At 70.7% G+C, this 18700-nt stretch carries 16 protein-coding genes; 7 read left to right on the top strand and 9 right to left on the bottom strand.

The genetic code is table 11. The features are described from left to right. The first annotated feature begins 11 nt into the window (after window positions 1–11). On the top strand, window positions 12–1454 hold the full coding sequence (locus tag KV106_RS37655) for a serine hydrolase (protein WP_082321749.1): 1443 nt from the start codon (window positions 12–14) through the stop codon (window positions 1452–1454). On the opposite strand, the gene KV106_RS37650 is transcribed toward KV106_RS37655, so the two are convergent. Further along, complete coding sequence (locus KV106_RS37650; protein WP_057597099.1) at window positions 1451–2005, bottom strand: DsbC family protein; 555 nt, start codon at window positions 2003–2005, stop codon at window positions 1451–1453. The genes KV106_RS37655 and KV106_RS37650 overlap by 4 nt on opposite strands. 76 nt (window positions 2006–2081) lie before the next feature. After that, on the bottom strand, window positions 2082–4352 hold the full coding sequence (locus KV106_RS37645; protein WP_261217202.1) for an aminotransferase class V-fold PLP-dependent enzyme: 2271 nt from the start codon (window positions 4350–4352) through the stop codon (window positions 2082–2084). A gap of 101 nt (window positions 4353–4453) precedes the next feature. Here KV106_RS37645 and KV106_RS37640 point away from each other — a divergent pair, with 101 nt between their 5' ends. Beyond that, window positions 4454–4915 (top strand): Lrp/AsnC family transcriptional regulator, encoded by a 462-nt coding sequence (locus KV106_RS37640; RefSeq protein WP_462982923.1) that lies wholly within the window; start codon window positions 4454–4456, stop codon window positions 4913–4915. An 8-nt stretch (window positions 4916–4923) separates the two neighbouring features. Here the strand turns inward: KV106_RS37640 and KV106_RS37635 are convergent, their stop codons facing one another. Next, a complete protein-coding gene (locus tag KV106_RS37635; protein WP_261217197.1) occupies window positions 4924–5838 on the bottom strand; it encodes an ADP-ribosylglycohydrolase family protein in 915 nt (304 codons plus the stop codon). Between the two features lie 4 nt (window positions 5839–5842). Further along, window positions 5843–6403 carry an NADAR family protein gene (locus tag KV106_RS37630; RefSeq protein ID WP_261217189.1) on the bottom strand — a complete coding sequence of 187 codons (561 nt, stop codon included), beginning with the start codon at window positions 6401–6403 and terminating at the stop codon, window positions 5843–5845. Window positions 6404–6545: 142 nt separating this feature from the next. Between KV106_RS37630 and KV106_RS37625 the strand changes: the two genes are divergently transcribed. Then, window positions 6546–7280, top strand: coding sequence for an NUDIX hydrolase (locus KV106_RS37625; protein ID WP_261217183.1), 735 nt, complete (start codon window positions 6546–6548; stop codon window positions 7278–7280). Between the two features lie 12 nt (window positions 7281–7292). On the opposite strand, the gene KV106_RS37620 is transcribed toward KV106_RS37625, so the two are convergent. After that, complete coding sequence (locus tag KV106_RS37620; RefSeq protein WP_261217177.1) at window positions 7293–8525, bottom strand: RNA polymerase sigma factor; 1233 nt, start codon at window positions 8523–8525, stop codon at window positions 7293–7295. A 19-nt stretch (window positions 8526–8544) separates the two neighbouring features. Then, window positions 8545–8907: a YciI family protein gene (locus tag KV106_RS37615; protein WP_057596857.1), complete on the bottom strand. Its 363-nt coding sequence runs from the start codon at window positions 8905–8907 to the stop codon at window positions 8545–8547. A 185-nt stretch (window positions 8908–9092) separates the two neighbouring features. Here KV106_RS37615 and KV106_RS37610 point away from each other — a divergent pair, with 185 nt between their 5' ends. After that, the gene (locus KV106_RS37610; RefSeq protein ID WP_057596856.1) at window positions 9093–9491 is read left to right on the top strand and encodes a nuclear transport factor 2 family protein; all 399 of its coding nucleotides are present in this window, start codon (window positions 9093–9095) and stop codon (window positions 9489–9491) included. Between the two features lie 27 nt (window positions 9492–9518). On the opposite strand, the gene KV106_RS37605 is transcribed toward KV106_RS37610, so the two are convergent. The 3 genes from KV106_RS37605 to KV106_RS37595 are packed head-to-tail and all read right to left on the bottom strand — an operon-like array spanning window position 9519 to window position 12512. Continuing rightward, on the bottom strand, window positions 9519–10880 hold the full coding sequence (locus KV106_RS37605) for an NAD(P)H-dependent oxidoreductase (RefSeq protein ID WP_261217175.1): 1362 nt from the start codon (window positions 10878–10880) through the stop codon (window positions 9519–9521). Window positions 10881–10917: 37 nt separating this feature from the next. Beyond that, window positions 10918–11790, bottom strand: a complete 873-nt coding sequence (locus tag KV106_RS37600; RefSeq protein WP_261217174.1) for a phytanoyl-CoA dioxygenase family protein — start codon at window positions 11788–11790, stop codon at window positions 10918–10920. Beyond that, entirely contained in the window at window positions 11787–12512 is a 726-nt protein-coding gene (locus tag KV106_RS37595; RefSeq protein WP_057596853.1) for a GntR family transcriptional regulator, read from the bottom strand. The genes KV106_RS37600 and KV106_RS37595 overlap by 4 nt, the downstream gene beginning before the upstream one ends. Before the next feature lie 212 nt (window positions 12513–12724). Here KV106_RS37595 and KV106_RS37590 point away from each other — a divergent pair, with 212 nt between their 5' ends. The 3 genes from KV106_RS37590 to KV106_RS37580 all read left to right on the top strand — a co-directional run bounded on the left by KV106_RS37590 (window position 12725) and on the right by KV106_RS37580 (window position 18670). Next, on the top strand, window positions 12725–14317 hold the full coding sequence (locus KV106_RS37590) for an efflux transporter outer membrane subunit (protein WP_261217172.1): 1593 nt from the start codon (window positions 12725–12727) through the stop codon (window positions 14315–14317). A 74-nt stretch (window positions 14318–14391) separates the two neighbouring features. Then, window positions 14392–15585, top strand: a complete 1194-nt coding sequence (locus KV106_RS37585) for an efflux RND transporter periplasmic adaptor subunit (protein WP_261217171.1) — start codon at window positions 14392–14394, stop codon at window positions 15583–15585. Window positions 15586–15595: 10 nt separating this feature from the next. Next, entirely contained in the window at window positions 15596–18670 is a 3075-nt protein-coding gene (locus tag KV106_RS37580; RefSeq protein ID WP_057596851.1) for an efflux RND transporter permease subunit, read from the top strand. The last annotated feature ends 30 nt before the right edge of the window (window positions 18671–18700 follow it).

The following is an 18700-nucleotide window of genomic DNA, read 5'->3' as shown; positions in this document are numbered from 1 at the left end:
AGGAATCGACGATGCGGCTTTTCTCCCGCGGTCCGCGCTGCGGCGCCCCTGCCTCGCTGCGGCGCCTGGCGCTGCTGTCCGTGTTGTCGATGGTGCTGGTCGCCCCGGCCGTCGCGCAGTCGCCGCCCGGCGCGGCGCTCTCGCTCGCGAGCGATCCGGCCCTGATCGCGCGCACCGCGCTCGGCAGCGAGCGCGGCACCGTGGTGGTGGGACTGCTGCGCGGCGGCAAGGCCAGCTACGGCGCGGCCTACAACCCCGAGCCGCCCGCGCCGCGCGCGCTCTCGGCCGAGAGCGCCGAGCAGCCGATGTTCGAGATCGGCTCGGTCACCAAGGTCTTCACCGGCCTGCTGCTCGCGCAGGCGGTGGAGCGCGGCGACATGAAGCTCGACGACAACCTCGGCCAGCTGATGGCCGGCAAGATCAAGGCGCCGCTGTCGCCGGCGGTGGCCTCGGTCACGTTGCGTCAGCTGGTGACCCACACCGGCTGCATGCCGGTGATGGCCGACGGCGTGACCGGCGGCCCGGCGCTGGCCTCGCAGATGCGCGCCTTCGAACGCCAGGAGCTCTACGACGCGCTGCCGCGCATCAAGCTGCTGGGCGCCGCGCCGCCCTGCGCGGGCGCATACAGCAACTACGGCATGGCGCTGGTCGGCCTGCTGGTGGCCGACCGCTACCACACGACCTGGAGCGAACTGGTGCGCGCGCGCATCACCGAGCCGCTGGGCATGAACGACACCGTGATCCTGCTCGGCGACAAGGCCTCGCGCATGGCGCCGGCCTTCGCGGGCGACCGGCGCCAGTCGCTGCTCGACATGAAGGCCTATGCGCCGATCGCGGCGCTGCGTTCGACCGCGGCCGACATGATGGTCTTCAGCCGCGCCATCCTTGCCGGCGCCAGCGGCCCGTTCGGACCGGCCGCCGTGCGCCTGCTCACGCCGCTCGCCAGCTACGAGGGCGCCGAGATCGCCTATGCGGTGATGGTGCGCGGCACCGAGGGCGCTCGCCGCACCTACTACCACGCGGGCGTCACCGAGGGCTACCGCACCCTGTGGATGCTCGCGCCCGACACCGGCGAGGCCATGATCCTCCTGAGCAGCAACACGCGCGCGCCGCTGCAGCGCGTGATGCTGGCGATCGGCAAGAGCCGCTATCCGGCGCCCACGGTCGAGGTGCCGGTCGATGCCGACAAGTTGGCCGAGTACCGCGGCGAGTACCGCGTCACCCCCTCCAAGTCGCTGGACTTCACGGTACGCGGCGGCCGCCTGCTGGTGCGCGAGAGCGGCCGGGGCTACAACCCGCTCAAGCCGATCGGCACCGACCGCTTCACGGTGGGCGAGATCGGCGCGCAGATCGTGTTCCAGCGCGAGGGCGGGCAGGTGGTGGGCGTGACGCTGTCGCAGGGCGGCGCGCAGGTCGCCGGGCGGCGCGTGCGCGAAGCCGCGCTGGTGGACTAAGGGCGCTCGGCGGCGTCGAGCAACTGCTCGATCCACGCCGCCCGTATCGCGCCCGGCACGCGCGTGCCGTCGCCGAAGATCAGCGTGGGCGTGCCGCTCACGTCGTAGCGCCTGCCGAGCGCCGCGTTGCGCTGCAGCGGCGAGGCATCGCAGCGGCCCGCGGGCGCGCCGGGGTCGATGCCCTTCTCGATCCATTGCTCCCAGTTGCGGGCCGGCCGGGCGCTGCAGAGGATGTTGCGTGCCTTGGCCACCGATTCCTCGCCGAGCACCGGGTAGAGGAAGACATGGACGGTGACGTTGCCGATCGCCTTCAGGTCCTTGTCGACGCGCTGGCAGTGGCCGCAGCGCGGATCGGAGAACACCGCGATGCGGCGCTTGCCATTGCCGTGGACCAGCGTGATCGCGTCCTGCAGCGGCAGTTGGTCGAACCGGAAGCCCTCGAGCTTCTTGAAGCGGCCCGCGACATCGTCGCGCCGGGCCTGGGCATGGACCATGGTGGCGGTGGCACCCCAGGTGCAGGTGGCGAGCAGAAGGCGGCGGCGGAGGTTCATCGAGACGGTCCATGACATCGTTGTGAGCGTGAATGCGGTTCGGGCAAGCGGCGAAGGTTCCCCGACCGCGCGCGCATCAATGCACTGCATCGTGCAGGGTGCGCACTTCGTCCGCGGCATGGCGCGGCCACAGCGCGAGACCGCCCGCGAGGCTCCAGGCCTGCGCATGGCCGAGGCGGCGCAGCGCGCGCGCCGCCTGCGCGCTGCGGTTGCCGCTGCGGCAGAAGAACAGGATCGGCGTTTCGCCCGGCAGCGCCAGCCAGTCGGGCAGGGCGTTGAGCAGCCGCGAGAGCGGCACGGCCTGGCGCCGCGCGGCATCGAGCACGCCGGGCTGGCCGAGCCGCTGCTCGTAGGGCTCGCGCACGTCGACCAGCAGCAGGCCCGGATGCTTGCGCAGCAGCGCGGCCGAGGCCTCGGGCGACAGCTCGGGCGTGCCGCTGCCGGCGCAGCGGTCGACCCGCGCGCCGCAGGCCATGGTCCGGTATTCGGTGAGCCCGAGGTCGCGCTCGAGCGCCGCCTTCGCGCTCGCGAAGCCCTGCGCGTCGAGGTGGCCCTCAAGCACGTCGTCGAGCAGCGGCTGGGCCATGCGCTCGGTGACCAGCGTGCTCGCGAAGCGGTCGTCGTAGTCGTGGCCCGGCAGCAGCAGCGTGTCGGGCTTGAGGGCGCGCTGCAGCTTCAGCAGGGACGGGCCGAAGGCCAGCGGCCGGCTCTGCGCGAAATCGCTGCGGCCCAGCGCGCCGGGCATCACGGTGTCGCCGACGAAGGCCAGGCGCAGCCCCTTGGCGTCGCGCAGCAGGTAGACGGTGGAGTCTGCGGTGTGGCCCGGCACGGCCAGCCGCGTGAGGCGCAGCGCGCCGAGCGCGATCTGCGTCGCGCCTTCGGGCCAGCCGAGCGCATCCACCGCGCCCGCCTCCAGCTGACGCGCCGGCACGGCGGCGCGCAGTTCGGGCCCCGAGGAGGCATGGTCGCCGTGGCTGTGGGTGTCGAGCACGGCCGCCAGCGTGTAGCCGTGGCAGCCCAGCCACTGGGTCAACTGCGCGTTCAGTTCGGGCAGCGGATCGATGACCACGCAGCGCCGGCTCTGGTCATCGGCCAGCAGGTAGCAGCAGGCGCCGTCCACCACGAAGCGGGTCAGGCGCTCGGGTGGCTGCGCCTGGTTCTGCGGCACCGGGCCCAGGCAGCTCTGGCGCAGCGACTCGCCGCAGGCGCGGATGCGCGCGCAGGCCTCGTCGATGAAGGCATCGTCGCTGGCAGGACCGAAGGACAGCCGCACCGCCGACGCGGTCTGCCAGGCGGGCAGACCCATCGCCTCGAGCACGTAGCTGCGCCGGGCCTTCGAGGCACCGCAGGCCGAGCCGCCGCTCACGCGCATGTCGGCCGCGTCGAACAGGTCCAGCAGCAGCTTGGAGCTCAGGCCCGGCACCGAGAAGTTCAGCGTGGTCGGCAGACACAGCGCGCTCGGCGCATTGAAGACCAGGCCCGGGAAGGCCTCGGCCAGCGCGGCGGCCAGGCGGTCGCGGCAGGCCGCGAGCGCGTCGGCGCGGCGGAAGGTGAAGCCTTCCTCCAACGCGCCCAGCACCGCGCCGAGCGCGGCGATGCCCGACATGTTCTCGGTGCCCGAGCGCAGCGAATCCTCCTGGCCGCCGCCGGCCATCAGCGGCGTGAAGGGCGCGCCCTCGCGCACGTAGAGCAGGCCGATGCCCTTGGGCGCATAGAGCTTGTGGCCCGAGAAGGGCGCGTAGTCGATCGGTCGCTCGCCCAGGCGCAGCGGCAGCTTGCCGAGCGCCTGCACGCTGTCGACCATCCACAGCGCCGGGCTGCAGACCAGCGCGGCCGCGATGCCGTCGAGGTCGCTGACCACGCCGGTCTCGTTGTTGGCGGCCATGGTGCAGACCATGCCGGCGCGCGGCGCGTGCGCGCGCAGCCAGTCGAGGTCGTGGCGGCCGTTGCGGCCCACGGGAATCGCCAGCACCTCGAGGTCGAGGCCCAGCAGCGCGTTCCAGTGGCGCAGCGCCTCGGGCACGGCCTTGTGCTCGGTCGCGCCGTAGAGCAGCAGCTCGGGCACGCTCTCGCCGGCCTGGCGCCGCGCGCGCAGCGCGTTCAGAGCCGACAGCACGGCGGTCTGGATGCCCTCGGTCGCGCCGCTGAGGAACAGCAGCCGCCCCGTGGGCGCGCCGATCGCGCGGCGGGCGCGCTCGCGCACCGCGTCCATCAGCGCCCGGGCCTTGAGGCCGGTGTTGTGGATGCTGCTGGGGTTGCCGAAATCGCCGGCCATGGCGGCCAGCGCGGCCTCGCGGGCCTGGGGCAGAACGGGGGTGGTGGCGTTGGCGTCGAGGTAGATGTCCATGCCTCGATTCTGCGAAGCCGCGACAGGAAAAGGCTTGCGTTGTAGACTCGATTTTCCTGGGTTTTGAGAATCAGATTCTATTTTTCATGGCAAAAATAAAACTGGACGCCATAGACAGGAAGATTCTCGAGCTGCTGCAGCTCGATGCCGGGCGCCAGATCGCCGAGCTGGCGAGCGAGGTCGGCCTGTCGCAGACGCCGTGCTGGCGCCGCATCCAGCGGCTCAAGGAAGCCGGCGTGATCACGCGCAACGTGATGCTGGTCGATCCGCGGAAGGTCAACGTGGGCGTGACGGTGTTCGTCGCCGTGCGCACCAGCACCCACACGCAGGCCTGGTTCGATCGCTTCAAGGCCGTGGTCGACGTGATCCCCGAGATCGTCGAGTTCTATCGCATGAGCGGCGAGATCGACTACCTGCTGCGCGTGGTGGTGCCCGACATCGCGGCCTACGACAAGGTCTACAAGCGGCTGATCGCCGACACCGAGCTGTTCGACGTCAGTTCCAGCTTCGCGATGGAGGAGATCAAGTTCACGACCGCGCTGCCGCTGTCGTACGCGCAATAGCGAAGGGATCAGGCCGGGTGGGCGAGCGCGAACAGCGCGCGCGCCATCGCGTCGATCTCGTCGCGCATCGCGAGCGTGGCCAGCCATGGCGCCGGAATGCCCGCCACGCCATGAAACGCGCCCGCGAGCTGGCCGCAGATCGCGGCCGTGGTGTCGGCGTCGTCGCCGAGGTTGGCGGCCGCGAGGATCGCTTCCTCGAAGGAGTCGGCCTGCGCGAAGCACCACAGCGCCGCCTCGAGCGATTCCACGCAGTAGCCCGAGCCCTTGATCGCGTCGCGCGGCTTGTCGCGCCAGCGGCCGGCCGCGAGCGCGGCCACGCCGGGGCTCGGTGCCTCGCCGAGGTCGCGCGGCGCGAGGATCGACGCCTTGTCCTCGCCGCGCAGCGCGGCCTGCAGCTGCAGCGCGAACAGGCGCGAGCAGGCGATGGCCTCGGCCGCGCCGTGCGTGGTGCGCGTGCTGTCGGCGGCAAGCCGCAGCAGCGCGGGCGTATCGGCCACGCCGAACATCGCGACCGGCGCGAGCCGCATCAGCGCGCCGTTGCCGGCGGTGCGCGGGTCTGGATCGCCCGCGAAGGGATCGCCGCTCGCGAGGTAGCGCGACAGCGCGTTCGACACCGTGATGCCGATGTCGAAGCAGCGCCCGTTGCTGCTCATGTAGCCCACGCTGCGCCAGTTGCAGTAGCGGTTCATCTGGTCGACGGCATCGAAGCCGCGGCAATGGACCAGGCTGGCCGCGAGGCACAGCGCCATCGAGGTGTCGTCGGTCCATTCGCCGGGCGCGAGGCCGAAGGGCCCGCCGCCCTGCATGCCGGTGACGGGCACGAAGCTGCCGCGCGGGCTGAATTCCACGCGCGTGCCGACGGCGTCGCCGCAGGCCAGGCCGAGCAGGGCGCCGCGGAAGCGGTCTTCCATCGAGGTCGTCATGGTTTCAGCCCGCCCGCAGCCGGTCGCGCACGGCCATCAACGCGAAGCCCAGCAGGTTCTGGCCGCGCCAGCGCGCCGGCTCGCGTGCGTCGGCATGGCTCGCGGCCATGCCGATGCCCCAGATCGCGTCGTAGGGGCTGGCTTCCACCAGCACCTGCTCGCCGGTGCGCAACAGGAACTCGCCCATCGCCGCATGCTGCGAGAACTTCGCGAGGTTGCCCTGCACGACCAGGTCGAAGGCCGCGTTCGTCCATGTCGCGTCGTCGAAGCCGCGCACCGCGCGGCCCAGCTTCTTGGCCTCGGCCGGCGTGCGCGCGGCGAGCACCTGGCCCAGGACCTCGGTGTCGCCGAACAGCCGCGCCTTGCCGGCCATCATGAAGTGCTCGGCCGTGGCGTATCGCACGCCCTCGATCTCGAACGGCGCCTCGAACCATTGGCTGAAGCAGCCCTTGCCGGCGCTGCCGTCCTTCTCGGGCTGGTGGCCCCAGAACAGCAGGTAGCGGGGCTCGAAGCCTTGGGCGATGCGGTCGATCAGGGCGGTGCGGTGGAGGGTGGTGTCGGTCATCTTCTTCATCCCGTTCTCATCTCTGGGGACTGCCGTTTCCCGCCTCGTCGGCAGAGGTTGGCCAGTGCTCGGTTAATTAGTTGTTCAGTACAACAAATTGAGGGTTGTATAGTACAACTAATCATCCGAACGTCAAGCCCGCGTGAGCAAGCCCTCTTCTTCCCCATCCTCGCTCGACTTTCCCCGCCCCCTCGTCACCGTCGACGTGGCGATGTTCACCGTGCTCGACGACGCGCTGCAGGTGCTGCTGGTGCGTCGCCCCGCCGACAGCGCCGAGCCCTATCCAGGACGCTGGGCGCTGCCGGGCGGCTTCGTGAACGTCGACGAGGACGCCACGCTGCTCGACTGCGCGCTGCGCAAGCTGCGCGAGAAGACCGGCGTGGTCACGCCCTACCTCGAGCAGCTCGGCAGCTGGGGCGGGGCGAAGCGCGATCCGCGCGGCTGGTCGGCCACGCATTGCTTCTATGCGCTGATCCCGGCGCAGGCGATGCAGTTGCGCGGCGGCGCCAACGCGGCCGAGGTGGCGTGGTTCGAGGTCGAGGCGGCGCTGCGCAAGCGGCTGGCCTTCGACCATGGCGAGCTGCTCGCGGCGGCGGTGGCGCGGCTGCGCAGCAAGGTCGAATACACCTCGCTGCCGGCCTTCCTGCTCGAGGAGCCGTTCACGCTGCCGGCGCTGCAGCACACCTACGAGGTCGTGCTCGGGCGCCCGGTCGACAAGAGCGCGTTCCGCAAGCGCATGCTCGACGGCGGCTTCATGGAGGAGGCCGGCATGCTCGCAGGCGGGGCGGGGCGCCCGGCGATGCGCTACCGGCTGCGCGACCGTTCGCGGGCGGCGCTGTTCCCGCGCACCTTCAATGCCCGGCCCGACGCGGGCTGAGCGCGCCGCGCCTCACAGGCGCAGCATCATCGCGCCGAGGTAGGTGCGCACCGCCGCGCTGCTCGCGAGGCCGATCGCGCGCTCGTAGGCCTGGCGCGCCGCGGCCCGCGCGCCGCCGGCCGCCAACAGGTGCGCGCGCGCGGCCCAGAAGGGCTGGTAGTTCGCGACGTCCTCGGCGGGGATGGCATCGAGCGTGCGCAGGCCCACGTCGGGTCCGCGCGCGTTGGCGAGCGCGCAGGCCAGGCTCACCTGCGCGCCGATGCTGGGCCGCAGCGCCAGCAGGCCTTCGTAGAGCGACACCAGCGCCTCGGGCGGCACCGGCGCGCCGACGCGGCGCTCGCAGTGCGCCGACTGGATCGCGGCCTCGAGCTGGTAGGCGCCCAGGCGCTGCATGGCCGAGGCGCGGCGCAGGCAGGCCTCGGCCTCGGCGAGCAGGTCTGGATTCCAGCGCGCCGGATCCTGCTGGTCGAGCGGCACGTAGGCCCCGCTGTCGCTGCGGCGCGCCTCGGCGCGGCTCTCGCAGAACAGCATCAGCGCGAGCAGGCCCAGCGGCTCGGGTTCCTCGGGCATCAGCGCGCAGAGGATGCGGCCGAGGTCGATGGCCTCGGTGGTGAGGCCGTCGGGCCGCGCATCGGCGCCGTCGACGTCGTCCCAGCCGGTGCCGTAGGCGGCATAGATGCCGTCGAGCACGTCCTGCAGCCGCTGCGGCAGCTCGCGAGCCTGCGGGTACTCGAAGGGGATGCGCGCGTTGCGGATGCGTGTCTTGGCGCGCACCAGCCGCTGGCTCAAGGTGGCGGGCGAGGTGAGGAAGGCGCCGGCCATGCGCGCGGCATCGAGGCCCAGCACGGTCTGCAGCATCAGCGGCGTGTGCGCGGCGGCGTCGATGGCCGGATGGGCGCAGACGAAGAACAGGCGCAGCCGGTCGTCGGGCACGGCATGGCCCTCGGCCTCGGCGGTGTCCATCTCGCCGGCCAGCAGCAGCAGGGTCTGGGTGGCGTCGTCCTGCACGCGGGTGTGGCGCCAGGCGTCGAGCCGGCGGTTGCGCGCGACGCTCAGCAGCCAGGCGTCGGGACGCTCGGGCACGCCATCGGCGGGCCAGCGCTCGAGCGCGCGCGCGAAGGCATCGGCCAGCGCGTCCTCGGAGCCGGCGATGTCGTGCGTGCGTGCCGAAAGGATCGCGAGCAGCCGGCCATAGGACTGGCGGGCCGCTCGCTCGGCAGCCTCGCGGGCGGCCGTGTCGTTCATGGCGCGTGCCCCGGCGGTCTCAACCGCCCTGGGCGCTGGCGGTGAAGGCCGGACGGACTTCCACGCCGCCGGTGGCGGCGCAGGGCGCGCGCGCGGCCCATTCGAGCGCGGCGTCGAGGTCGGGCACGTCGATCACGAAGTAGCCGCCGAGCTGCTCCTTGGTGTCGGCGAAGGGGCCGTCCTGCACCTGGCGCCTGTCGCCGCGGATGCGCAGGGTGGTGCCGGTCATCGGCGGCATCAGGCCGTGGCCGCCGAGCGCGAGGCCCGACTGGCGCACCGCGTCGGCATAGGCCACCCAGCTCGCGCGCCGGGCCTGGGCGGACGCATCGTCGCGCTGCTCGAATTCGGCAGGCGTCTGATAGAACAAAAGCATGTACTGCATGGTGCAACTCCGTCGTGAAAAGCGGATCGAGCAAGATCGCTCACACCAATGACGGCTGGCTGACCGGCATTTCGACAGCGAGTTGCATATTCTTTTACGACGCGGCCGGCAGCGCAATGGCGGTCGCCCCGACCTTCAGCATGGCGCTGGCCGGCCGGGCCGGTCGCCCGAGGCAGAATCGACCGATGCCGATGACACGCGACGACAACCTGCGCCGGGCGCACGAACTGCTGGACTGGAACCGGAAGAACCTGCGCGCGGACACCGCGCTCACGCAGGCGCTGATCGCCGAACGCTTCGCGCCGCGCTTCGTGGTTGAGGCCAACGGCCGCCGCCACGATGCCGACCACGACAACTACCTGGCGTTCCTGAACGGCTTTCGCGCCACGATCGCGCGCATCGACTACCGCGTGAGCCACGCGGTGGCGGACGAGGAGTCGGTGGTGCTCGCGATGCGCGCGCGCGTCGAGCGGACCGCGGGCGCGGTCGACCACTTCGACGCGATGCTGCTGCTGCGCTTCGATGCGCTCGGCAAGGTCGTGCTGTGGCACGAGGTCTACCTGCCGGTGGCGGACGCGGGCTGAGCCGCGCCGTCGTGATGTGGGTCGGGTTCAGGCCGCCCGGGCCTGTTCCTTCGGCGCGAACATCGCCTCGAGTTCGCTGCGCAGCTTGAAGGCGTGGGTGCCGGTGTCCATCGCCACGTCGGCCCAGGTCAGGCTCTGGCCCTTGCGTACCGGGCGCACCAGCTTGATGCCGTGCGCCAGCCCCAGCGGCAGGCCGCCGATGCGCAGCGAGCGCTCGGCCGGCAGCAGCTTGCCCCAGACCGTGTAGCCGCCTTCGCCGTCGAGCAACTCGCCGGGCGCGAGGTCGCGCTTGGCGGTGGCGACCACGTCGGCGTTCCAGCAGGTGGCCACGCCCGTGGGTTCGCCGCGCAGCGCCACGCTCGCGACCGACAGGCCGACCTCGAGCCCGATCAGGTGCCAGCGCTTGTAGAGCGTGAAGTAGCGCCCGCTCGGGTCGGTGTGGGCGTTGTATTCCTCGAAGCAGTTCTTGATGTAGTCGGTCTCGGCCTCGACCGTGACCCACACGCCCATGCGGATGTCGTAGGGGATCCTGCGGCCGTCGGCCTCGAGCGAGGAGACCACCTCGACCATGCCCTTGCGCTCGAGCACGCCGCCTTCGTCGCGCGGACGGGTCACGAATGGGATGTCCTCCACGCTGGCCGGCGGATAGAGCAGGCCGTCGGAGGGCACGCCCAGCCCGGTGGCATTGGCCACGGCCGAGCTCTCGATCGAGGGCTTGGAGCCGTCGAGGAAGCTGTTGAACATCTTCGGGTTGAGCCCGCCGCGCCGCGCCTGCTCGGGCGTGAGGCCGTAGTTGCCCCAGACGGTCTCGGGCGTGGATTCGCTGAAGTGCGGCAGCCACTTGTGGCCGCGCCCGGCCGCCACCACCGGGAAGCCGCAGGTGCGGGCCCAGTCCACCAGGTCGCAGATCAGCGCGGGCTGGTCGCCGAAGGCCAGCGAATAGACCACGCCCGCCTGCTGCGCGCGGCGCGCCAGCAGCGGGCCGCAGAAGGCATCGGCCTCGACCGTCACGTTGACCACGTGCTTGCCGTGCGCGAAGGCGTCGAGGCAGTGGTCGACCGCGGCCACGGGATTGCCGGTGCACTCGACCACGATGTCGATCGAAGGCTCGCGCGTCACGGCCTGCCAGTCCTCGGTGATCCAGGTGGCGCCGGACTTCAGCGCTTCCTGCACCGACGTTGCGTTGGCGCGCGCGGCCTCCCAGCCCACGCGCTCGAGGTTGACGCGCGCGGCCGCGGGCGAGAGGTCGGCGATCGCGACCAGCTGCACGCCCGGCGTGCGCGGGATCTGCGCGAGGTACATGGAACCGAACTTGCCGGCGCCGATCAGGCCGATGCGGATCGGGCGGCCTTCGGCGGCGCGCTGCTGGAGTTTCTGGTGGAGGCTCATGGAAGGGGTCTTGTCTCGGTGGTTCTTCTGGGCGGGGTCAGGCGATGGCCTCGAGCGTCTCGGTCGAGGTGCGCAGCGCGCTCTCGGGCAGGCCGTTCTTCCACGGCAGGTCGACCGGGTAGGGCTTAAGCAGGCAGTCGTCGGGCAGCATCGCTATCGGCGCGAAGTCGCGGTGCGCGATGTACTCGGGACGCTTGTGGCGGCGGATGTGGTTGCTGACCGCGCACAGGCTCAGGTAGACCGCCACGCGGTTGAACGGCGACAGGTTGCTGCCCGAGGCGTGCACCAGGCAGCTGTGGAACAGGATCATCGAGCCGGCCGGGCCCTTGGGCGAGACGATGCCGCCGTCCTTGCCGCCGGCGCGATCCACCAGCTGGCGGATCAGCGCGTTGTCGACCGTCCACAGCGGGTAGCTGGTGGTCGTGAGGTCGTGCTTCGCGTCGACCACGCCCTTGCGGTGGCTGCCCGGGATGAACATCAGCGGGCCGTTGTGCTCGTTCACGTCGTCGAGAAAGATCGCGACGTTCATCGCGCGCTCGGTCGGCATCAGGTCGTCGTTGAGCCAGGTGCCGTAGTCCTGGTGCCATTGCCAGACGTCGCCCTCGAAGGCCATCTTGCCGTTGATCTTGAACTGGTGCATGTAGACCTCCTCCTCGAAGAGGTCGCGCACCGGGCCCACCATGCGCGGATGGCGCGCGAGCTTCGCGAAGGGCTCGCTGTAGAGGTGGGCCGCGAAGTTCGTGCGCACCGCGTCCGAGCCCTTCTCGCGCACGTTGAAGGCCTCGCGGCGGCCGTAGAGCTCGGGCACCGCGTCGGTCAGCACGCGGGTCTCCTCGGGGGAGAAATGGCCGGGAAAGAACAGGTAGCCGTCGCGCTCGAACTGCGCGCGTTGCTCGGGGGTCAGCTTCATGCGGTGTCTCCTTGGGTCGTGCGTGGGTGGGAAGGGATCGGGGAAGAGGGGGTGGATGCGCGCGCGAGCTGCTCGGCCAGGCGCCGGCCCAGCGCCTCGCTGGCCTGCGCCACGTGCTCCTCGCTCAGGCGCGCGGCCTCGCCGGCATCGCCCGCGGCGATGGCGGCCGCGATGGCCTCGTGTTCGTCCCACAGCGACTCGCGCTGCGGCTCGGCCTGCAGCACCGCGCCCATCGCGCGGCGCAGGTGGCGCCAGTGCTGGTCGGCGCTCTGCGCGATCAGCGGATTGCCCGAGGCCGCGTAGATGGCCTGGTGGAAGGCCATGTCGGCATCGATCATGGCCTCGACGTCGCGCCCGCCCGCGGCGCGGCGCCCGCGCTCCATCAGCTCGGGGTCGATGCGAAAGCGCTCGGCCGCCGCGAGCCGCGCGGCCAGCACGTCGAGCGCGCCGCGCACCTGGTAGACCTTGCGCATCCAGTCGGCGTCGAGCGGCGCCACCAGCACGCCGCGGCCCGGCGCGTCGTGCACGAAGCCGTCCTTCTTGAGCAGCCGCAGCGCCTGCAGCACCGGTTGGCGCGACACCGCGAGCCGCTGCGCGATGTCCTCCTGCGTGAGCCGCTCGCCGGGCGCGAGCTCGCCGCTGCTGATCGCGCCGAGCAGGGCGCGGTACACCTGGTCGACGAGGTCGGGCGCGACCTCGATGCTGACGAGCTGGGCGGGCATGGGTGACTCCGTTTCTGAACTCTGTATACAGAGTACGGAATCCGGCACGGCTGCGCAGCTAGGGTTTTCACCGGCGTGGCCGGTAGCACCCGCAATGCTCGCGTAACGCGCGGTCACACAATCCAGCCCGATTTCGACGGGTATTTCCTTCCCTTCTTTCTTTCTTTTCAGGTCAGCTTTTCGCGACCTTCCGGGTGTACAACCCTCGCCCAATGCAAAACCAAGACAACAAAGCAACGCAGGACCCCCGCCACGCCTCGCCGGCCGGCCTCGCGCGCAGTCGCGCAGCCTGGCCCCGCCAGGGTGCCGTCCTGGGAGCGGCCCTGCTGCTGAGCGCCTGCACGCTCGGCCCCGACTTCAAGACGCCGGGCCTGCCGGCCGCCGCGCAGGGCGCCGACTACACGGCCTCGCCGATGCCCGGGCGCACCGCGCAGGCGCCGGTTCCGGGCGGCCAGTCGCAGCAACTGCTGCCGGGCCGGGACATTCCCGCGCAGTGGTGGGCCGTGTTCCGTTCCGAACCGCTCGACCGCCTGATCCGCGACGCGCTCGCGCAGAGCCCCACGCTGGCCTCGGCCCAGGCCACCTTGCGCCAGGCCCAGGCCAATTACGAGGCCCAGTCGGGCAGCCTGCTGTGGCCCCAGGTCAACGGCTCGCTGGGCGGCACGCGCGAGCGCGCCTCGCAGGTCACGACGCAGGTGCCCGGCGGCCAGCTGCTCACGCTCTACAACGCCCAGGTCAACGTCAGCTATGCGCTCGACGTCTTCGGCGGCAACCGCCGCGCGCTCGAGGGCGCGCAGGCCACGCTCGAGGCGCAGGGCTACCAGGTCGAGGCGGTCTACCTGACCCTGACCGGCAACCTCGTGACCACGGCGATCCGCGAGGCCGCGCTGCGCGCGCAGCTGCAGGCCACGCGCGAGGTGCTGCAGGCGCAGCAGCAGCAGCTCGACGTGATCGAAAAGCAGTTCGACACCGGCGCCATCCCGAAGTCGACCGTGCTGCAGCAGCGCACCCAGGTCGCGCAGACGCTGGCCACCGTGCCGGCGATCGAGAAGTCGCTCGCGCAGACGCGCCACCAGCTCGCGGTCTACGCGGGCCGGCTGCCGAGCGAGGCCGGGCTGCCCGAGTTCGATCTCGCGAGCCTGAACCTGCCGGCCGAGCTGCCGCTGTCGCTGCCCTCCGAGCTCGCGCGCCAGCGGCCCGACGTGCGCGCCAGCGAGGCCCGGCTGCACGCGGCCAGCGCCCAGATCGGCGTGGCCACGGCCAACCTCTATCCGAAGTTCAACCTCACCGGCAGCTACGGCAGCAGCGCCACGCGCTCGCGCGACCTGTTCCGCTCGGCCACCGACTTCTGGAGCGTGGGCGCTGCGCTCGCGCAGCCGATCTTCGATGGCGGCACGCTGCGCGCGCAGAAGCGCGCGGCGGTCGCGGCCTACGACGCGGCCGCGGCGCAATACCGCGACACCGTGCTCGGTGCCTTCCAGAACGTGGCCGATGCGCTGCGCGCGCTCGAGCTCGATGCCACGGCGCTGCAGACCCAGGCCACGGCCGAGTCGCTCGCCAGGCAGTCGCTCGACCTGGCGACCGCGCAGTTCCGCGCCGGTGCCGTCAGCTACGTGCAGCTGCTGACCGCGCAGCAGGCCTGGCTGCAGACGCACACCGCGCTGGTGCAGGCCCAGGCCGCGCGCCATGCCGACACCGCCGCGCTGTTCCAGGCGCTGGGCGGCGGCTGGTGGAACCGCGGCGAACTCGCCGACGCGACCATCGCCCCGGCCGTCGATACCGCATCCGCCCCGGCGCGGAACTGAATCCCGCCGCGGCATGAAAACCTCATGCCGCGGCACCCCATCCCTTCATCCATAACTCGAAGAGAAGCCTACCCATGACCCGGAGAATGATCATCATGATCGGCTGCGTGCTGCTGGTCGTTGCCGCGCTGGCGCTCGGCAAGTTCCTGCAGATCCGCGCATTGATTGCCGCCGTGCCCAAGCCGGGCCCGCAGACCGTGTCGACGGTCGAGGTGCAGAAGCTGCAGTGGCAATCCCAGTTCTCCGCGGTCGGCACGCTGAACCCGGTGCGCGGCGCCGACCTCGGCACCGAGGTGGCCGGGCTGGTGCGCCAGGTGCATTTCAAGTCCGGGCAGGACGTGAAGGCCGGCGCGCTGCTGGTCGAGCTCAACGCCGACTCCGACATCGCCCAGCTGCACGCGGCCGAGGCCGCCGCCGCGCAGGCCGCCACCGTGCTCAAGCGCGACCAGGCGCAGCTCGCGGTGCAGGCCGTGAGCCAGGCGCAGATCGATGCCGACACCAACGACCTCAAGGCCAAGCGCGCGCAGGTCGAGCAGCAGGCCGCGCTGGTGGCGAAGAAGTCGATCCGCGCGCCGTTCGCGGGCCGCCTGGGCATCACTTCGCTGAATCCGGGCCAGTACGTGAACGCGGGCGACAAGCTGGTCACCTTGCAGACGCTGGACCCGATCTACGTCGACTTCACGCTGCCGCAGCAGCAGCTCGCGGGGCTCGCGGTCGGCCAGGCGGTGAACCTCGCGGTCGATGCCTTCGCCGGCCAGGTCTTCAGCGGAAAGATCAATGCGATCAGCCCCAAGGTGGATGCCACCACGCGCAATGTGCAGGTGCAGGCCACCGTCTCGAACCCGAAGCAGCAACTGCTGCCGGGCATGTTCGCGACCGTGAAGATCGACATCGGCGGCGCGCGCGAACAGCTCACGCTGCCGTCCACCGCCGTCACCTACAACCCCTACGGCTCGACCGTGTTCGTGGTGAAGACGGCCGATGCCTTCAAGGCCGCGACCGCGCCCGCCGCCGGCGCATCGGGCGCCGCGCCGGCCGCGCCGGCGGCCAACGCCAACGCGCCGAGCGGCGACCAGCTGGTCGCGCAGCAGGTCTTCGTCGAGACGGGCCCGACGCGCGGCGACCAGATCGCCATCGTCAAGGGCCTGGAGGCCGGCCAGGTGGTGGTGAGCAGCGGGCAGAACAAGCTGAAGAACGGCACGCCGGTGAAGGTCGACAACAGCGTCCAGCCGGCCAACAGCCCGAACCCGACGCCGCAGGAAAAGTGAGGCCGTCCGCATGAACTTCACCGACATCTTCATCCGCCGGCCCGTGCTGGCGATGGTGGTGAGCCTGCTGATCGTGGTGCTCGGGCTGCGCGCGCTGGCCGGCCTGCCGGTCAACCAGTATCCGAAGACCGAGAACGGCGTGGTCACCATCAGCACCGCCTACTACGGTGCCGACGCCGCCACGGTCGCGGGCTTCATCACGCAGCCGCTCGAGGCCGCCGTGTCGCAGGCCCAGGGCATCGACTACCTGTCGTCCTCGAGCAGCCTGGGCGTGTCGACCATCACCGCCACCCTGCGGCTGAACTACGACTCGAACCGCGCGCTGACCGAGATCAACACGCAGGTCAACTCGGTGCGCAACCAGCTGCCGCCGCAGGCGCAGCAGCCGGTGCTGACCGTGGCCACCGGCCAGACCACCGATGCCATGTACATCGGCTTCTACAGCGACACGCTGCCCAACAACAACGTCACCGACTTCCTGGTGCGCGTGGTGCAGCCCAAGCTCAATGCCATTCCGGGCGTGCAGACCGCCGAAATCCTCGGTGCGCGCACCTTTGCGCTGCGGGCCTGGCTCGATGCGCAGAAGATGGCCGCCTACGGCGTGACGGCGACCGACGTGAGCGCGGCGCTGGCCGCCAACAACTACCTCGCCGCCGTCGGCCAGAGCAAGGGCCAGATGGTGAGCGTGCCGCTCACCGCGGGCACCTCGCTGCACAGCGTGGACGAGTTCAAGCAGCTGTCCATCAAGAGCAGCAACGGCGCCATCGTGCGGCTGCAGGACGTGGCCAACGTGACGCTGGGTTCCGAGAACTACGACTTCAACGTCGCCTTCAACGGCGTGCGCTCGGTGTTCATCGGCATCAAGGTCGCGCCCGAGGCCAACATCCTCGACGTGGCCAAGCAGGTGCGCACCACCTTCCCCGAGCTGCAGGCCCAGCTGCCCAGCGGGCTGACCGGCAAGATCGTCTACGACTCGACCGACTTCATCAACACCTCGATCAGCGAGGTGATCAAGACGCTGGTCGAGGCGCTGCTGATCGTGACGGTGGTGATCTATCTCTTCCTGGGCAGCCTGCGCGCGGTGCTGGTGCCGGTGATCGCGATGCCGCTGTCGCTGATCGGCACCTTCTTCGTGATGCTGGCGCTGGGCTACTCGATCAACCTGCTCACCTTGCTGGCGCTGGTGCTGGCGATCGGGCTGGTGGTGGACGACGCCATCATCGTGGTGGAGAACGTCGACCGGCACATGCGCGAGGGCAAGTCGCCGATGCAGGCGGCCCTGCTCGCAGCGCGCGAGCTCGGCGGGCCCATTCTCGCGATGACCGTGGTGCTGGTGGCGGTGTACGTGCCCATCGGCTTCCAGGGCGGGCTGACCGGCTCGCTGTTCACCGAGTTCGCGTTCACGCTCGCGGGCGCCGTGGTGGTGTCGGGCGTGGTCGCGCTCACGCTGTCGCCGATGATGTGTTCGCGCATCTTCAAGCCCGAGCAGGACAGCGGCAAGTTCGCGACCAAGATCGAACACGTCTTCGAGCGCGTGCACCACCGCTACGCGCTGATCCTGCGCGGCGTGCTGCGCACCTGGCCGGTGATGATCGTGATGGGGGTGATCCTCATCGGCCTCCTGTTCGTGATGTTCAAGATGTCGAAGTCCGAGCTGGCACCCGAGGAGGACCAGGGCATCGTACTGTCGCAGGTGGTGGGCGCGCCCACGGCCACCATCACGCAGATGCAGACCTATGCCGACCAGATCTTCAAGGTCGCGCACGACACGCCCGAGTACGCGCAGCTGTTCCAGCTGACCGGCGTGCCGAGCACCAATGCCGGCATCGCCGGCGTGCTGCTCAAGCCCTGGGACCAGCGCACGCGCAGCGCGCACGACATCCAGGCCGACCTGCAGCAACGCTGGAACGGCATCGCGGGCGCCAAGGTGGTGGCCTTCCAGTTCCCGGCGCTGCCGGGCGCCTCGGGGCTGCCGGTGCAGTTCGTGATCAAGACCACCGAGCCGTTCGAGAACCTCAACACGCTCGCGCAGCAGATCATGGACAAGGCGCGCGCGGACGGAAAGTTCTACTACATCGACGCCGACCTCAAGATCGACCTGCCGCAGGCCACCGTGGTGGTCGACCGCGACAAGATCGCCTCGCTCGGCATCACGCAGCAGGACGTGGGCAACGCGCTGGGCGCGGCGCTCGGCGGCGGCTACGTCAACTACTTCTCGATCTCGGGCCGCTCCTACAAGGTGATCCCGCAGGTGCAGCAGGTGGACCGGCTCAACCCCTCGGACGTGCTGAACTTCTACATCAAGACGCCCAACGGCGTGGTGCCGGCCAGCACGGTCGCGAGCCTGAAGTACAGCGTGCAGCCCGAGACGGTGAACCACTTCCAGCAGCTCAACTCGGTGACCATCCAGGGCGTGCCCAGCGGCACGCAGGGCGAGACGCTCGAGTACCTGCGCGGCGTGGTGCAGCAGCTCGCGCCCAGCGGATACACGGTCGACTACGCGGGCCAGTCGCGCCAGTTCGTGCAGGAGTCGGGCAACTTCGCCATCACCTTCCTGTTCGCGCTGATCATCGTGTTCCTGGCGCTGGCGGCGCAGTTCGAGAGCTTCCGCGACCCGATCGTGATCCTGGTGTCGGTGCCGCTGGCCCTGTTCGGCGCCATGATCTTCATCTTCTGGGGCTTCGCCTCGATGAACATCTACACGCAGGTCGGGCTGGTCACGCTGATGGGCCTCATCAGCAAGCACGGCATCCTGATCGTCGAGGTGGCGAACCGGCTGCAGAAGCAGGGCCTGAGCAAGCTCGACGCCATCGTCGAGGCCTCGGGCACGCGGCTGCGCCCGATCCTGATGACGACGGCCGCCATGGTGTTCGGCGTGCTCCCGCTGGTGATCGCCTCGGGCGCCGGCGCGGCGGGTCGCAAGGCGATGGGCATCGTGATCTTCAGCGGGCTGTCGATCGGCACGCTGTTCACGCTGTTCGTGGTGCCGGCGATGTACCTGTTCATCGCGGCGCGGCACCAGAAGGAAGAGACCGGCCAGGCCGACGCGGTTGCGCCGCAGCAGCAGGTGGCGCCCGAGGCCTGAGCCGGCACCCACGCGATGGATGAAGGGCCC

The organism is Variovorax endophyticus, assembly GCF_025376855.1.
Classification (GTDB): domain Bacteria; phylum Pseudomonadota; class Gammaproteobacteria; order Burkholderiales; family Burkholderiaceae_C; genus Variovorax.
This window is presented reverse-complemented; position numbering and strand designations above follow the sequence as displayed.

What these genes read in the sequence shown, in the direction of transcription:
- KV106_RS37650 (WP_057597099.1), bottom strand. Translation starts at nt 2,005, where the DNA reads ATGAACCTCCGCCGCCGCCTTCTGCTCGCCACCTGCACCTGGGGTGCC.
- KV106_RS37615 (WP_057596857.1), bottom strand. Translation starts at nt 8,907, where the DNA reads ATGCAGTACATGCTTTTGTTCTATCAGACGCCTGCCGAATTCGAGCAG.
- KV106_RS37645 (WP_261217202.1), bottom strand. Translation starts at nt 4,352, where the DNA reads ATGGACATCTACCTCGACGCCAACGCCACCACCCCCGTTCTGCCCCAG.
- KV106_RS37630 (WP_261217189.1), bottom strand. Translation starts at nt 6,403, where the DNA reads ATGACCGACACCACCCTCCACCGCACCGCCCTGATCGACCGCATCGCC.
- KV106_RS37595 (WP_057596853.1), bottom strand. Translation starts at nt 12,512, where the DNA reads ATGCCCGCCCAGCTCGTCAGCATCGAGGTCGCGCCCGACCTCGTCGAC.
- KV106_RS37585 (WP_261217171.1), top strand. Translation starts at nt 14,392, where the DNA reads ATGACCCGGAGAATGATCATCATGATCGGCTGCGTGCTGCTGGTCGTT.
- KV106_RS37635 (WP_261217197.1), bottom strand. Translation starts at nt 5,838, where the DNA reads ATGACGACCTCGATGGAAGACCGCTTCCGCGGCGCCCTGCTCGGCCTG.
- KV106_RS37590 (WP_261217172.1), top strand. Translation starts at nt 12,725, where the DNA reads ATGCAAAACCAAGACAACAAAGCAACGCAGGACCCCCGCCACGCCTCG.
- KV106_RS37620 (WP_261217177.1), bottom strand. Translation starts at nt 8,525, where the DNA reads ATGAACGACACGGCCGCCCGCGAGGCTGCCGAGCGAGCGGCCCGCCAG.
- KV106_RS37605 (WP_261217175.1), bottom strand. Translation starts at nt 10,880, where the DNA reads ATGAGCCTCCACCAGAAACTCCAGCAGCGCGCCGCCGAAGGCCGCCCG.
- KV106_RS37655 (WP_082321749.1), top strand. Translation starts at nt 12, where the DNA reads ATGCGGCTTTTCTCCCGCGGTCCGCGCTGCGGCGCCCCTGCCTCGCTG.
- KV106_RS37580 (WP_057596851.1), top strand. Translation starts at nt 15,596, where the DNA reads ATGAACTTCACCGACATCTTCATCCGCCGGCCCGTGCTGGCGATGGTG.
- KV106_RS37600 (WP_261217174.1), bottom strand. Translation starts at nt 11,790, where the DNA reads ATGAAGCTGACCCCCGAGCAACGCGCGCAGTTCGAGCGCGACGGCTAC.
- KV106_RS37610 (WP_057596856.1), top strand. Translation starts at nt 9,093, where the DNA reads ATGCCGATGACACGCGACGACAACCTGCGCCGGGCGCACGAACTGCTG.